The organism is Leeuwenhoekiella sp. A2, from assembly GCF_047946655.1.
Taxonomy (GTDB): domain Bacteria; phylum Bacteroidota; class Bacteroidia; order Flavobacteriales; family Flavobacteriaceae; genus Leeuwenhoekiella.
The window spans coordinates 1,488,931-1,502,438 of sequence record NZ_CP172311.1 but is presented as its reverse complement, the minus strand read 5'-3'; the positions used below and the strand labels follow the sequence as shown (position 1 = coordinate 1,502,438).

Below are 13,508 nucleotides of genomic sequence, written 5' to 3'. Positions count from 1 at the left end.
AATGTTAAAAGTTAAGAGTATTATAACAGTAGACGGTTTTTTACACGGGCAACTATGCTTAACTTTGGTAACCAACTAAATAAATAATTAACGTAAATACTCATAAAATGGCATTTGACTTACCAGAATTAAAATATGCGAAAGATGCATTAGAACCTCATATAGATGCAAAAACTATGGAGGTACATCATGATAAACATCACGCAGGATATACAAGCAAGCTTAACGCAGCTATAGAAGGAACAGACTTAGAAGGTAAAACCATTGAGAATATTCTTTTAAATCTTGATATGACTAACACTGCCGTGCGAAATAATGGCGGTGGATATTATAACCACAACCTTTTTTGGGAAATTATGTCTCCAGATGGTGGTGGGGAGCCTACAGGTGAACTTGCTGAGGCTATTAGCAGTGCATTTGGTTCTTTTGAATCATTTAAGGATGAATTTACCAAAGCTGCCGGAACAAGATTTGGTTCAGGATGGGCGTGGCTTTGTGTACATGAAGGCGGAAAACTTGAGATCTGCTCTTCAGCAAATCAGGATAACCCATTAATGCCAGATGTAGGATGTGGTGGTACACCAATCTTAGGTCTTGATGTTTGGGAACATGCTTATTATTTAAAATATCAAAATCAACGCCCTGCTTACATTGAAGCTTTCTTTAATGTAATTAATTGGGAAGAGGTTTCCAGCAGATATGCTCAGAATAAATAAAAGTTTAAAACCTTTTAAATATGAAAGTCCGGTCATTGATCGGACTTTTTGTTTTAGGGCTTTTGCTAAACTTTACTTATATAAGTTGAAAGCAGAAGTGATATTGAAATGTTTCTTGCAGAATAGTCGGGTCGTTAGGAAGCAAACGTATGATTTGATTAAGGAATGACGAAGTATCAGTTGAGTCGCTACTGTAGAATTAGCTTCAATTTAGACCAAATAAAAAAGGTGGAAAGATCCACCTTTTTTGCCCCAAATCTACCATGAACTTAACCTACTTATGCTATGGCTCTGCTAATATAAAGGAGTACTCTACGAGTTTCCAAAACTTTTAGACTAACGGCCCAATTTTTAGATTAAGTACACAAAAATATGCTGTTTTAGTATGCTCTTGCTACACTTCCTTCTACATAATTGATAAAAGAACGGTTAACAACGCGGTTACCACCAGGGGTTGGGTAGTCTCCTGTAAAGTACCAGTCACCTAAATTTTTAGGACATGCTTTATGTAGATTATCAACCTTTTGATAAATAACACTTACTTCTGGTTTAATGGTTTCATCTTTTAAAAGCTCTGCGATCTTTGCAGATATTTCTTCATCTGTAAATGGTGCGTAAATATCTTTTACATAATTGGTCACATCTTTATCTTCAAAATCTACCTGAGCTTTACATTTTTCATAAACAATGTCAATAAGCTCCTCCTTACCTTGTTCTTCAAGAAGATCTATTGCGGCTCTAAATGCGATAAAATCCTGTAAACGCGCCATATCGATGCCGTAGCAATCTGGATAGCGAATCTGTGGTGCAGATGAGACAACAACAATCTTTTTAGGATTAAGTCTAGATAACATTTTTATGATACTCTTTTTAAGTGTAGTACCGCGTACAATACTATCATCTATAATAACTAAAGTATCTGATGGTTTAACAACGCCATAAGTGACATCGTAAACGTGTGCGACAAGATCGTCTCTGCTGCTGTCTTCTGTAATAAAGGTACGCAGCTTAACATCTTTAATTGCTATTTTCTCAGTTCGCAATTTTAACGACAGGATATCGTGTAGGCCAGCTTCGTCAAGAGTATCTTTTCGGCTTAGGATTTCAGCCATTTTTTGCTTGTCGAGTTCCTCCTGTGCAGCTTCTACCATACCATAGAATGATGTTTCTGCAGTATTAGGAATGTAACTAAAAACAGTATTTTGCGTATCGTGCTCTATACTTTTAAGCACTTCTGGCATTAGAAGTTTGCCCAGAAGTTTACGTTCCTGGTAAATTTCTGCATCACTACCTCTTGAGAAATATATTCTTTCAAAAGAACAGGCTTTTCGCTCAAGTGGCTCTTGTATTTGTTCTATTAAAGTTTTTCCGCTTTTTTTAATGATAATCGCATGCCCGGGATCAAGCTCTATGACTTCATCAAAAGGAGCATTGAATACTGTTTGTATAACCGGTCTTTCACTGGCTACAACAACAATCTCATCATTTTTGTAGTAATAGGCAGGGCGTATACCTGCGGGATCTCTAAGTACAAAAGAATCTCCATGACCTAATAGACCGGCCATTACATAGCCACCATCCCAGTCTTTTGAAGCTCTTTTTAAGATTTTACCTACGTTTAGACGCTCTGCGATCTGTGGTGAAGCTTCAAATTTTGAATAACCTTCTTTTTTTAGCTTTTTGTAAACTTTCGCTACAGCGTCATCCAGAAAATGCCCAATCTTCTCCATCACAGTAATAGTATCGGCTTTCTCTTTAGGATGTTGTCCCAGCGATACCAATTTGTCAAACAACTTAAATACGTTTGTCATATTAAAGTTACCTGCAACGATAAGGTTACGGTGCATCCAGTTGTTTTGACGCAAAAATGGATGAACGCTCTCAACGCTATTCTTACCAAAAGTGCCATAGCGCACATGACCCAGAAGTAATTCGCCCACGTAAGGCACATGTCTCTTCTGCCATGCCACATCATTTGCCTGTTCTGGAGTAGCTTCGGCTAATGTGTCATTGATGCGTGAATTTATCTGTGCAAAAATATCCTGTATGGGCTGCTGCGCAACAGAACGCTGTCTGCTTATGTAGCGCTCACCGGGTTTCATATCTAGTTTAATACTGGCAAAACCCGCACCATCCTGACCGCGGTTGTGCTGTTTTTCCATCATTAGATACATCTTGTTGACCCCGTAAAAAGCACTACCGTATTTCTCCTTATAGTACTCAAGAGGTTTTAAAAGGCGAATAACCGCAATTCCGCATTCATGTTTAATACCGTCACTCATAACTCTATAAATAAATTACGCCCCAAAATTTTTGGGGCGCGGGGTTATAATTTAATATCAAACTGCGTAAGACTCTTAAACCTTAGCAGCCGCTTGTTAATTTCTTCTTGTGTTAAATGTAGCATCCGCTCTGTGCCAAATTTCTCAACACAAAAGGAAGCAAGATTTGAGCCATAAATTATTGCTCGTTTCATATTCTCAAAAGAATGATCTCCTGTACTTGCAATGTAGCCGGCAAAACCACCTGCAAAGGTGTCGCCAGCGCCGGTAGGATCAAAAACCTCTTCTAAAGGTAAAGCAGGGGCAAAGAATATTTGCTCGTCTTTAAATAATAAAGCACCATGCTCTCCTTTTTTTATCACCACAAACTGAGGTCCCATTTTGTGTATTTTTTGGGCAGCTGTTACAAGAGAATATTCTCCTGTTAACTGTCTCGCCTCTGCGTCATTAATTGTAATAACATCTACACGAGCAATTACTTTTTTAAGATCTTCAAGAGCATTATCCATCCAGAAGTTCATCGTATCAAGAATTGCCAACGTAGGTTTTGCATTCATTTGATCTAACACACTTAGTTGGACTAAAGGATGCAGATTTCCTAACATAACTATGTCAGAATTTTTATATGCTTCTGGTACTTTAGGATTAAAGTCTGCCAGCGTATTCAATTCTGTTATTAAAGTATCGCGTGAATTAAGATCATTGTGATAAAGACCTTTCCAGAAAAAAGTTTTTCCACCCTCAACGATCTCAAGACCGTCAAGATTAATGCCTTTATTAGCTAAAATATCGATATATTCTTGTGGAAAATCGTCTCCTACAATAGAGACTATAGCCGGGTCTACATTAAACTGCGATGCAGCCAGCCCGATGAAAGTGCCGGCACCTCCTAAAATTTTACCGGTTTTACCAAAAGGGGATTCAATTTCATCAAAGGCACAGGTGCCTACAATCAAAAGTTTGCTCATTCAAAAAATTTTTGCAAATATACACTTTTGCAATCCGAATATGTAATTATGAAGTTTTGAAGTGCGAAATCATTTTCGCCCAAAATCTGCGGGAATCTCTCCCCATACCTTTGTCTCCCATTTAGCAATGGGCGTGCTGTAAGTATTTGTTTTTAACCAATTTTCGGCTCGGCGCACAAGGTCAAAAATAGTTTTATTAACAGCGGTTTCTTTTAGGTTTGTCTTACATTTTTTCTGCCGCACCCAGCTTATTGCGATGCGAGAATCTGAATAGAGAATAAGGTTGCTGTTCTTCTTCTTTAGAAAGGCAAGACCGTGTACCAGTGCGAGAAATTCACCTACATTATTTGTTCCCTGATTAAAAGGGCCAACTTTAAAAAGTTCTTTTGCAGTTTTAGTTTCTACACCGCGATATTCCATAATGCCGGGGTTGCCACTACACGCCGCATCTACTGCAATTGAGTTGTAATTAGGTTCGCCTATGCGCGCCAGCAGTTCTTTGTCGACAATTTTAGGTGTTGTTTTACCTTTATAATCATTGTAGTTGCCATTGTATGCTTTTTTCGCTTCAGCGAAAGTTGAGAATGATTTATACTGCGCTCCTTTATATCCTGTAATGGCAGCTTTACAATCGTTCCATTTATTATAAATGCCGGGGCGTTTGCCCTGCCATACCACATAGAATTTTTCTTTTTTAGCCATTTTTTGAGCTTAAAAGGAGGTTTTCTATCACTACAGGGAAGTTTTTGTATTCTAACTGGTGAATTTTTTGGGCAAGTGTTTCAGGAGTATCTTCTTTTGTTATTGCCGTTTTTGCCTGAAAAATTGTAGAGCCTTTGTCATATTCATTAGTCACATAATGTATAGTAATGCCAGATTCTTCTTTCGCTGCAGCGATAACAGCATTGTGTACATGATGGCCATACATGCCTTTGCCACCAAAGTCTGGTAAAAGGGCGGGGTGAATGTTTATGACCTTATTTGGGAATGCTTCAAGAATATTAGTTGGGAATAACCATAAAAAACCGGCTAGAACTATTAAGTCTGGATTTGCGTTTTTAACCAGGTCTAATACATTTTCTGTCTCATAGAGCGCAGTGCGATTAAAATAGAAGGCACTTATGTTAAATTTATTGGCTCGTTTTAAAACAAAAGCATCTGCTTTATTAGATAGGATTAAGACCACTTCTGCAGTCTGTTTTTCTCTAAAATAAGTTACAATGCGCTCAGCGTTTGTCCCGTCGCCAGAGGCAAATATCACGATACGTTTCATAGCTGCATGGGGAGTGTTTGTGAAGCTACAAAACAAAGAATTATTATTAACTTTTTGAAAGGTAATCTGTCAAATCTTGATTTTAAATCATTAAATTACGTACACATTTTTGGGGTTAGGAATGGTGATAACATAAAGTTTGCTATTTTTGCCACTTAATTAAAAATTAAATTTAAAGATTATGTCAGACATTGCATCAAGAGTAAAAGCCATCATCGTAGATAAATTAGGCGTTGATGAGAACGAAGTCGTTGCTGAAGCTAGCTTCACTAATGACTTAGGAGCAGACTCATTAGATACAGTTGAACTTATTATGGAGTTTGAAAAAGAATTTGATATCCAGATTCCAGACGATCAAGCTGAAAACATTGCGACGGTAGGGCAAGCTATCTCCTATATTGAAAACGCAAAGTAAGAAGTAAGCAGTACACCTTATGGAGTTAAAGCGAGTTGTAGTAACCGGTCTTGGAGCGTTAACACCTATCGGTAACAATATTGAAGAATATTGGGACGGATTGCGTTCAGGGAAGAGTGGGTGCGCCCCAATTACCTATTTCGACGCAGACAAGTTCAAAACAAAATTCGCTTGCGAGCTTAAGAACTTTAATGCTCTCGACTACTTTGACCGGAAAGAAGCCCGAAAACTAGATAGGTTTGCTCAGTATGCAATGGTCTCTTCAGATCAGGCAATAGCAGATGCTGGTATTGATCTGGATGAGGTAGATAAATTTAGGGTTGGTGTTATCTGGGGTGCAGGAATTGGCGGTTTAGAAACCTTTCAAGATGAGGTTATAAATTTTGCTAATGGCGATGGCACACCAAGATTCAATCCTTTCTTTATACCTAAAATGATCGCAGATATTGCACCGGGTAACATCTCTATAAAACATGGTTTTATGGGGCCTAATTACACCACTGTTTCTGCTTGTGCCTCTTCTGCAAATGCAATGATAGATGCCTTAAACTATATACGTTTAGGACATTGTGATGTTATTGTTACAGGAGGGAGTGAGGCCGCAGTAACTATGGCCGGTATGGGAGGTTTTAATGCGATGCATGCCCTTTCTACCCGTAATGAAAGTCCAGAGACTGCTTCCAGACCTTTTGATGCTACCCGTGATGGGTTTGTGTTAGGAGAAGGAGCAGGAGCTCTTATTCTTGAAGAATATGAGCACGCTAAAGCCCGTGGAGCAAAGATCTATGCTGAATTATTAGGTGGCGGTATGTCTAGTGATGCTTATCACATGACTGCTCCTCATCCTGATGGTATAGGCGTTGAGCGCGTTATGTTAAATTGCTTACGCGATGCAAATTTAAAACCAGAAGATGTAGATGCTATCAATACACATGGTACTTCTACACCGTTAGGAGATGTAGCAGAGTTAAAAGCAATTACTAACGTTTTTGGAGATCATGCTAAAGATATCAATATCAATTCTACAAAATCAATGACGGGACACCTGTTAGGAGCTGCAGGAGCAATTGAAGCAATAGCTTCAATTCTTGCAATGAAGAACAGCCTTGTGCCGCCTACCATAAATCATGGTACTGTAGATGAAAATATTGATTCTTCATTAAACCTTACTTTAAACAAGGCGCAGGAACGAGAAGTCAATGTTGCTATGAGTAACACCTTTGGCTTTGGAGGTCATAATGCTTGTGTCGTTTTTAAAAAAATAAGCGATTAGTACTATATGAATGCTATTCGCAACATATTTAATTCCCGTTCTGAAAAGAGCGGGAATTTTTTTGCAGTGGTCGAAAAAATCATTGGCTTTAAGCCAAAAGATATTGGCCCTTATGAAGAAGCATTTACACATAGATCATTAAACCTGAAAAATAAAAAAGGGCACTCTTTAAATTATGAGCGTCTTGAATTTTTAGGCGATGCTATGCTGGGCGCGGTTATAGCCGCCCATTTATTTAATGAAGTGGGGCATGGTGACGAGGGCTATCTTACTAAAATGAGATCTAAGGTTGTAAGTCGTGAACACCTCAATGAGTTAGGAAGAGATCTGCATTTGCTCGATCTTGTGAGGTCTGCAATTCCTAAAGAGAATTTTGGTGCAAATATTCACGGCAACCTCTTTGAAGCATTAATAGGGGCGATTTACAGAGACCGCGGTTATAGTTATGTGAAGAAATTTATATATAAACGCGTTGTAGATCCCTATGTTGATATAGAAATGCTTGAAGGCAGGGTTATAAGTTATAAAAGTATGCTTATAGAATGGTGCCAGAAAGAAAAGAAATCATTCAACTTTAATACATACGAAGACAACGGTCTTGATCTGGTAAAACACTTTTCGGTTAAACTAACTATAGATAATAAGCAAGTTGCTAAAGCTCGAGCTACCTCAAAAAAGAAAGCAGAAGAAAAGGCTGCAAAACGCGCATATTATGCATTTCAGAATAAAATAGATGTGCAACAGTTTAATTAGATAACAGACAAATCCTGTTTAAATCTTAATATTCAGGGTCAGTTTTTATTTATTACTTTACCTATATTTAACTCCTATTATAAAGTATGGCGACTGTAATGTTATTATTAGATGACGCACTTGAGTATGACTTTACGGTAGTTGCAATACACTGCTCGTTAGAAGATTATCGTCTTGCTTTTTTAATTAATAAATATGCAGGTTTACACCTAGAACGTACCCGCAATGACATAGATTATAAAGAAACGGGCTACTCTGCACTTTTTCCACTTTTTAAGTATAATGATTCAAGAAATTACATTGATTACAGCCTTGTAAGTAACAAGTGCAAAACGGCCAGCAATGGAGTTACAAGTAGTAACGGACTGTTTCAATCTAATGCACATGCACATTATAAATCAATAAATTTGCTGCCAGAATTTAAAAAGGCAGATTTTTTGCTGAAAATAGAGACTGATTCTAATACTTTTGCCAAAGCTGCTTTAATGGCAAACTTAAACCAGATACCCCAGATCGTAACAGCATACGAGGTAGAGGTAAACCAATTAAAATCTAAAAAAAATTTAATATTCGAATAATGCCAGATAGAAAAAAGACCAAAATTGTGGCCACATTAGGTCCCGCCACAAGTACTAAAGAAGTCCTGCATTCAATGATCAAAGCGGGAGCAGATGTATTTAGAATAAACTTCTCTCACGCAGATTATGAAGATGTAAAGGAGCGTATAAAGATGATTAGAGAGTTAAGTGAAGAATTTGGGTACAATACTTCTATCCTGGCAGATCTTCAGGGTCCTAAACTGCGTGTTGGGAAAATGAAAGAAGAAGTAGAAGTGAATCCCGGTGATATTATTACTTTTTCTACTGCAGAAGAGTTTTTAGGTACAAAAGAGCGAGTTTACATGAATTACAAGGAGTTTCCTCGTGATGTAAAAAAAGGCGAGCGTATCTTACTCGATGATGGTAAACTAATATTTGAGGTTCTTAAAACAGACCACGAGCATGAAGTAGAAACAGTTGTTATACAAGGTGGGCCATTGCGTTCTCGTAAAGGCGTGAACCTACCTAATACCAATATTTCACTACCTGCATTAACCGAAAAAGATATTGAGGACGCAATTTTTGCGATCTCGCAGGAGGTAGACTGGATGGCACTTTCATTTGTAAGACATGAGGGAGACCTTATGCAATTGCAGGAGCTAATTAAAAAGCATTCAGCTTACAAGATCCCTATTATTTCTAAAATAGAAAAACCAGAAGCTGTAGTAAACATTGATAAAATCGTAGCATATAGCGACGGTTTAATGGTTGCACGTGGTGATCTGGGTGTAGAAATTCCTGCAGAAGAAGTACCGCTTATTCAAAAGCAATTAGTGCTTAAAGCGAAACAAGCCAGAATACCGGTAATTATCGCTACCCAAATGATGGAAACCATGATAGATAGCCTTACTCCTACAAGAGCAGAGGTTAACGATGTGGCAAACTCTGTTATGGATGGTGCAGATGCAGTTATGCTAAGTGGTGAGACATCTGTAGGTAAATATCCTGTGCAGGTGATTGAGAAAATGGCTTCAATTTTAATGAGTGTTGAAGATTCACCATTAATTCATGTACCTCATGAGCCACCGCACATACGTACAAAAAGATACATCACTAAAGCTGTTTGTTATCACGCAGCTCTTATGGCAAATGAAATTTCGGCGAAAGCGATTACCACTTTAACTAACAGTGGTTATACGGCATTCCAGATTTCAGCATGGAGACCTAATGCACACATTCTGGTTTTCACCTCAAATAAGACGATTTTATCGCGTTTAAACCTGCTTTGGGGCGTTAAAGCGTTCTATTATGACAAGTTTGTATCTACAGATGAAACTGTAGGCGACGTAAATAGAATTGCTAAGAAACGCGGTTATGTTAAGAAAGGTGATATGGTAATTAGTTTAGCGTCTATGCCAATGACAGAGCAAGGCATGGTTAATACATTGCGTGTACGCGAAATAACAAATAACTAGAAATCAAATTTTAATTGAACAGCGATTTCCTCTACAGCGGGAGATTCTTCTTTTTCTTCAGTATTTAAGTTGGCCAGGGTAATCCCCAGCAAACGTACAGAATTAAGAAGTTTTTCCTGATAGAGTAATTCTTTTGCCACTTCAAGAATTATAGATTTATTTCTTACGAAATAAGGCAAAGTTTTACTTCTTGTTTTTAGGGTGAAATCGCTGTACTTTATTTTTAAAGTAATTGTCTTGCCGGCTACAGGTGTTTTTATAAGTCTACGCTCTATCTCCTCGGCAATATTTTCAAGTCTTTCTATCATAAATACTTCAGAAGAAATATTTTCTGAAAATGTGCGCTCTGCACCCAGAGACTTTCTTATTCGGTCAGGTTTAACAACGCTGTTATGAATGCCGCGTACGACATGGTAATAATGTGCGCCACTTTTGCCAAAATTTTGCTGCAGAAAAGTTAGATCTTTAGTTTTAAGATCTCTGCCGGTAAAAATGCCCAGCTGGTACATTTTCTCTGCTGTCACCTTTCCTACGCCATAGAACTTTCTAATTTCCAGTTCTTCTAAAAAGGGAATCACCTCTTCAGGATTTACAGTTTTTTGTCCGTTAGGTTTGTTTACATCGCTGGCAACTTTCGCAATAAACTTATTTATTGAAATACCTGCCGAAGCATTTAAACCGGTCTTTTCTTTTATTTTTCTTCTTATTTCTTTGGCGATAAGGCTTGCGCTTGGGTTGCCTTTTTTATTCTCTGTTACGTCAAGGTAAGCCTCATCAAGAGAAAGTGGTTCTACCAGATCCGTATATTCAAAAAATATGGCTCGTATCTGGCTGCTTATTTCGCGATAGCGATCAAATCTGGTCTTTACAAATATAAGTTCAGGGCATAATTTTCTGGCAATTGTACCTGCCATTGCGCTACGCACACCATATTTTCTGGCCTCATAGCTTGCAGCACTTACAACGCCGCGTTGTGAACCGCCACCTACAGCAATTGGTTTCCCGCGAAGTTCAGGATTGTCAAGTTGCTCTACAGAAGCATAGAAAGCATCCATATCAACGTGGATTATCTTTCTAACGGGCAACTGAATTTCAGCACTTGTATTCATTACACAAAAATACTGCAAAGCTCAATGCATTCCTTTAAATTTGTATATGATGCGTATATAAAAACCTCCTTAAACAGGTAAAAAATTGGCAAAAACAGCTATAATTTTAGGAATAACCGGTTTAACAGGAAGCCTTCTGGCGAAAGAACTTCTCGCGTCTCAGGATTACGAAAAAATAATCGCCTTTTCCCGACGAAAATCGGGTTTAAAGCACCCAAAATTGACCGAATATATAATTGATTTATTTGATCTGGAGGAGCAAAAAATGCGGTTTAAAGCTGATGTGGTTTTTTGCTGCATAGGTACAACCAAGGCAAAAACGCCAGATAAAGATCTCTATCATAAAATAGATTACGGTATTCCTGTGGCCGCGGCCTGTCTATGCATGGTTAACAATATCGATACGATGATCACTATTTCTGCAATTGGCGCAGATGCGCAAAGCAAGATCTTTTATAACCGTACTAAAGGGGAGATGGAAAGTGATGTGGCCGGTTTAGGGATCAAAAATTGTTATTTTTTGCAACCGTCATTAATTGCAGGAGATCGTGATGAAAAACGCACATTAGAAACGGTGAGTAAAATGATTATGACAATTATCAATCCGTTGCTAATTGGTGGGTTGAAAAAATATCGAAGCATACACCCGCTTACAATTGCCAAAGCCATGATACAAGTGGCTAAAAATGGATATAAACACGTAATTATTCCGTCTAACGAAATTAAAGCAATAGCACATGGCACTTATTGAAATAGAACGCAAATTCTTAGTAGAATCACAGGATTTTAAAACCGAAGCAGTTAAAAGTATTCGTATTTCTCAAGGATACCTAAACAGCAATCCTAGCAGAACTGTACGTGTGCGTATTTATGGCGACGAGGCGTTTATAACCATTAAAGGAGCTTCTGATAAAAGTGGCACAACAAGGTTTGAATGGGAGAAATCTATCGCCGTTGAAGAGGCAGATGCTTTGTTAGAACTTTGTGAGCAGGGAATTATTGATAAGATGCGCTATGAAATACCTCAAGGTGAACATGTTTTTGAAGTAGACGAGTTTTTTGGAGCAAATGAAGGACTTGTCGTCGCAGAAATTGAGCTTAAACATGCTGATGAGAAATTTGCACATCCTTCCTGGTTGGGGCAAGAAGTAACCGGTGAGATACGCTACTACAATTCGCAGTTAAGCAAACACCCTTTTATAAATTGGTTATAAGAAATTATGAAGCATAAAAAAAGCCAACCCGCAAGGTTGGCTTTTTCTTAAAGTTACTTTAGGGGGAAAAGCATCTCGTTTTATTTCCATCCGCCGCCCAGAGCTTCATAAAGATCTACTACAGAGCGCAACTGGTTGTATCTGGCATTTATAAGGTCAAGTCTTGCATATAATGCATTCTCACGGGCATTTAAAACTTCAAGGTAATTAGCCAGACCATTATCTAGTAACTGTTCAGAGTAATCTGTCGCCAGGTCATAGGCATCAAATTCCTTTTGTTTTATTTCTATTTTTTGAGTTGCGGTATCATAGCTGTATAAAGCATCAGACACCTCTTTGCTTGCCGTAAGAATGGCCTGCCTAAAATCAAGCCTTGCTTGTTCCTGCTGAGCTTGTGAAACCTCGTATTGAGTTCTGTTTCTCCGCTGATTAAAAATAGGCTGTGTAATACCACCCACCAGCGTTGCAAAAAATGATTCAGGATCAAACAAAGTATTAAAATCTAAACTTTGCAACCCGCCGGAAGCGGTAAGCGTAAGTGCAGGATAAAAGTTACTTCTTGCGGCATTTGTTAGTTCAAAAGCATTTACAAGATTGTACTCTGCAGAGATTACATCTGGTCTGTTTCTCAACAGCTGTGCAGGCACACCTATTTTAAGTTCTGTAGTTATTTCCTGCTCATCTAAGGAGGTTCTTTCAATATTTGAAGGAGTTCTTCCCAATAGAATTGAGAACGTATTTTCCAGCAAACGCGATTGATTCTTTAGATCAATAAGAATAGCCTGCGCATTATACAACTGCGCTTCGGTTTGCTTAACGCCTACTTCTGTAACATTACCGGCATCTTTAAGTGCTTGTGTGGTTTCAAGACTGTTCTCTCTCGTAGAAATTGTTTCCTCGGTAATACGAATTTGTTCGTCAAGCGAAAGCAACTCATAATAAGAAGAAGCAATTCTTGAGATCAATTGCGTTTTTACAGCCTGATGTGCAGCTATTGATTGCAGATAACTTGCCTGAAACGCTCTTTTCTGACTACGAATTCTTCCCCAGATATCTGCTTCCCATGAAAGATCTGCACTTACCTGATATTGATCTAAGGCTGAGAACAAACTTCCGAACTGACTATTTTCAGAAAGCTCCTGATGCGTATATGTTGCGCCTCCACTCAATGTAGGTAAATAACCTGCCTTTCCCTGCTTAAAATAAGCTTCAGAAGCCAAAATATTCTGTAATGCTACCCGAATATCTATGTTGTTTTCGAGACCTTCTTCAATATAAGATTGCAGCGTAGCATCAGTAAACATATTTCTCCAGGATACTTCCGCAATATTCAGGGTATCCTGAGTAAGCATATCTGTACGGTAGAAATCTTCATTAATAATCTCTTCCGGCCTTTGGTAATCCTTAGCCACAAAACAGGACTGTAAGCTGAATACGACGCCTATTAAAATGAGGAATTTAAATTTATATATGATTTTCATTTTATGAGTT

Annotated in this window: 14 protein-coding genes; 8 read left to right on the top strand and 6 right to left on the bottom strand. The window is 38.2% G+C overall.

Annotation, left to right across the window (positions count from 1 at the left end; all coding sequences use genetic code 11):
- Nucleotides 1–107: 107 nt before the first annotated feature.
- A complete protein-coding gene (locus ACH3PA_RS06755; RefSeq protein ID WP_416445916.1) occupies nt 108–716 on the top strand; it encodes a superoxide dismutase in 609 nt (202 codons plus the stop codon).
- Nucleotides 717–1,096: 380 nt separating this feature from the next.
- Here the strand turns inward: ACH3PA_RS06755 and ACH3PA_RS06750 are convergent, their stop codons facing one another.
- The 4 genes from ACH3PA_RS06750 to purN form a co-directional block, all read right to left on the bottom strand.
- Nucleotides 1,097–2,998 carry an amidophosphoribosyltransferase gene (locus ACH3PA_RS06750; RefSeq protein ID WP_416445918.1) on the bottom strand — a complete coding sequence of 634 codons (1,902 nt, stop codon included), beginning with the start codon at nt 2,996–2,998 and terminating at the stop codon, nt 1,097–1,099.
- A 44-nt stretch (nt 2,999–3,042) separates the two neighbouring features.
- Nucleotides 3,043–3,966, bottom strand: a complete 924-nt coding sequence (locus ACH3PA_RS06745) for a PfkB family carbohydrate kinase (protein ID WP_416445920.1) — start codon at nt 3,964–3,966, stop codon at nt 3,043–3,045.
- Nucleotides 3,967–4,035: 69 nt separating this feature from the next.
- A complete protein-coding gene (locus ACH3PA_RS06740; RefSeq protein ID WP_416445922.1) occupies nt 4,036–4,668 on the bottom strand; it encodes a viroplasmin family protein in 633 nt (210 codons plus the stop codon).
- Entirely contained in the window at nt 4,661–5,239 is a 579-nt protein-coding gene (gene purN / locus ACH3PA_RS06735; RefSeq protein WP_416445924.1) for a phosphoribosylglycinamide formyltransferase, read from the bottom strand. Before purN ends, ACH3PA_RS06740 begins: the two co-directional genes overlap by 8 nt.
- A 181-nt stretch (nt 5,240–5,420) precedes the next feature.
- On the opposite strand from purN, the gene ACH3PA_RS06730 reads away from it, so the two are divergent.
- The 5 genes from ACH3PA_RS06730 to pyk all read left to right on the top strand — a co-directional run bounded on the left by ACH3PA_RS06730 (nt 5,421) and on the right by pyk (nt 9,694).
- Entirely contained in the window at nt 5,421–5,654 is a 234-nt protein-coding gene (locus ACH3PA_RS06730) for an acyl carrier protein (RefSeq protein WP_416445926.1), read from the top strand.
- A gap of 19 nt (nt 5,655–5,673) precedes the next feature.
- Entirely contained in the window at nt 5,674–6,927 is a 1,254-nt protein-coding gene (fabF, locus tag ACH3PA_RS06725; protein WP_416445928.1) for a beta-ketoacyl-ACP synthase II, read from the top strand.
- 6 nt (nt 6,928–6,933) lie between these two features.
- Nucleotides 6,934–7,680, top strand: coding sequence for a ribonuclease III (rnc, locus tag ACH3PA_RS06720; RefSeq protein WP_416445930.1), 747 nt, complete (start codon nt 6,934–6,936; stop codon nt 7,678–7,680).
- An 86-nt stretch (nt 7,681–7,766) separates the two neighbouring features.
- The gene (locus tag ACH3PA_RS06715; RefSeq protein WP_416445932.1) at nt 7,767–8,258 is read left to right on the top strand and encodes an IPExxxVDY family protein; all 492 of its coding nucleotides are present in this window, start codon (nt 7,767–7,769) and stop codon (nt 8,256–8,258) included.
- On the top strand, nt 8,258–9,694 hold the full coding sequence (gene pyk, locus ACH3PA_RS06710; RefSeq protein ID WP_416445934.1) for a pyruvate kinase: 1,437 nt from the start codon (nt 8,258–8,260) through the stop codon (nt 9,692–9,694). Before ACH3PA_RS06715 ends, pyk begins: the two co-directional genes overlap by 1 nt.
- On the opposite strand, the gene dinB is transcribed toward pyk, so the two are convergent.
- The gene (gene dinB, locus ACH3PA_RS06705; protein WP_416445936.1) at nt 9,691–10,803 is read right to left on the bottom strand and encodes a DNA polymerase IV; all 1,113 of its coding nucleotides are present in this window, start codon (nt 10,801–10,803) and stop codon (nt 9,691–9,693) included. The two genes, pyk and dinB, sit on opposite strands and share 4 nt — an antisense overlap.
- A gap of 85 nt (nt 10,804–10,888) precedes the next feature.
- Between dinB and ACH3PA_RS06700 the strand changes: the two genes are divergently transcribed.
- Nucleotides 10,889–11,554, top strand: a complete 666-nt coding sequence (locus ACH3PA_RS06700; RefSeq protein ID WP_416445938.1) for an NAD-dependent epimerase/dehydratase family protein — start codon at nt 10,889–10,891, stop codon at nt 11,552–11,554.
- Nucleotides 11,541–12,017, top strand: a complete 477-nt coding sequence (locus tag ACH3PA_RS06695) for a CYTH domain-containing protein (RefSeq protein WP_416445940.1) — start codon at nt 11,541–11,543, stop codon at nt 12,015–12,017. The genes ACH3PA_RS06700 and ACH3PA_RS06695 overlap by 14 nt, the downstream gene beginning before the upstream one ends.
- An 80-nt stretch (nt 12,018–12,097) precedes the next feature.
- Here ACH3PA_RS06695 and ACH3PA_RS06690 read toward each other — a convergent pair whose 3' ends face one another.
- Nucleotides 12,098–13,498 (bottom strand): efflux transporter outer membrane subunit, encoded by a 1,401-nt coding sequence (locus ACH3PA_RS06690; protein WP_416445942.1) that lies wholly within the window; start codon nt 13,496–13,498, stop codon nt 12,098–12,100.
- Nucleotides 13,499–13,508: the final 10 nt, after the last annotated feature.

Bases quoted from the DNA above. Each gene is read 5' to 3' on its own strand.
- ACH3PA_RS06755 (WP_416445916.1), top strand. From the start codon at position 108: ATGGCATTTGACTTACCAGAATTAAAATATGCGAAAGATGCATTAGAA.
- ACH3PA_RS06750 (WP_416445918.1), bottom strand. From the start codon at position 2,998: ATGAGTGACGGTATTAAACATGAATGCGGAATTGCGGTTATTCGCCTT.
- ACH3PA_RS06745 (WP_416445920.1), bottom strand. From the start codon at position 3,966: ATGAGCAAACTTTTGATTGTAGGCACCTGTGCCTTTGATGAAATTGAA.
- ACH3PA_RS06740 (WP_416445922.1), bottom strand. From the start codon at position 4,668: ATGGCTAAAAAAGAAAAATTCTATGTGGTATGGCAGGGCAAACGCCCC.
- purN (WP_416445924.1), bottom strand. From the start codon at position 5,239: ATGAAACGTATCGTGATATTTGCCTCTGGCGACGGGACAAACGCTGAG.
- ACH3PA_RS06730 (WP_416445926.1), top strand. From the start codon at position 5,421: ATGTCAGACATTGCATCAAGAGTAAAAGCCATCATCGTAGATAAATTA.
- fabF (WP_416445928.1), top strand. From the start codon at position 5,674: ATGGAGTTAAAGCGAGTTGTAGTAACCGGTCTTGGAGCGTTAACACCT.
- rnc (WP_416445930.1), top strand. From the start codon at position 6,934: ATGAATGCTATTCGCAACATATTTAATTCCCGTTCTGAAAAGAGCGGG.
- ACH3PA_RS06715 (WP_416445932.1), top strand. From the start codon at position 7,767: ATGGCGACTGTAATGTTATTATTAGATGACGCACTTGAGTATGACTTT.
- pyk (WP_416445934.1), top strand. From the start codon at position 8,258: ATGCCAGATAGAAAAAAGACCAAAATTGTGGCCACATTAGGTCCCGCC.
- dinB (WP_416445936.1), bottom strand. From the start codon at position 10,803: ATGAATACAAGTGCTGAAATTCAGTTGCCCGTTAGAAAGATAATCCAC.
- ACH3PA_RS06695 (WP_416445940.1), top strand. From the start codon at position 11,541: ATGGCACTTATTGAAATAGAACGCAAATTCTTAGTAGAATCACAGGAT.
- ACH3PA_RS06690 (WP_416445942.1), bottom strand. From the start codon at position 13,498: ATGAAAATCATATATAAATTTAAATTCCTCATTTTAATAGGCGTCGTA.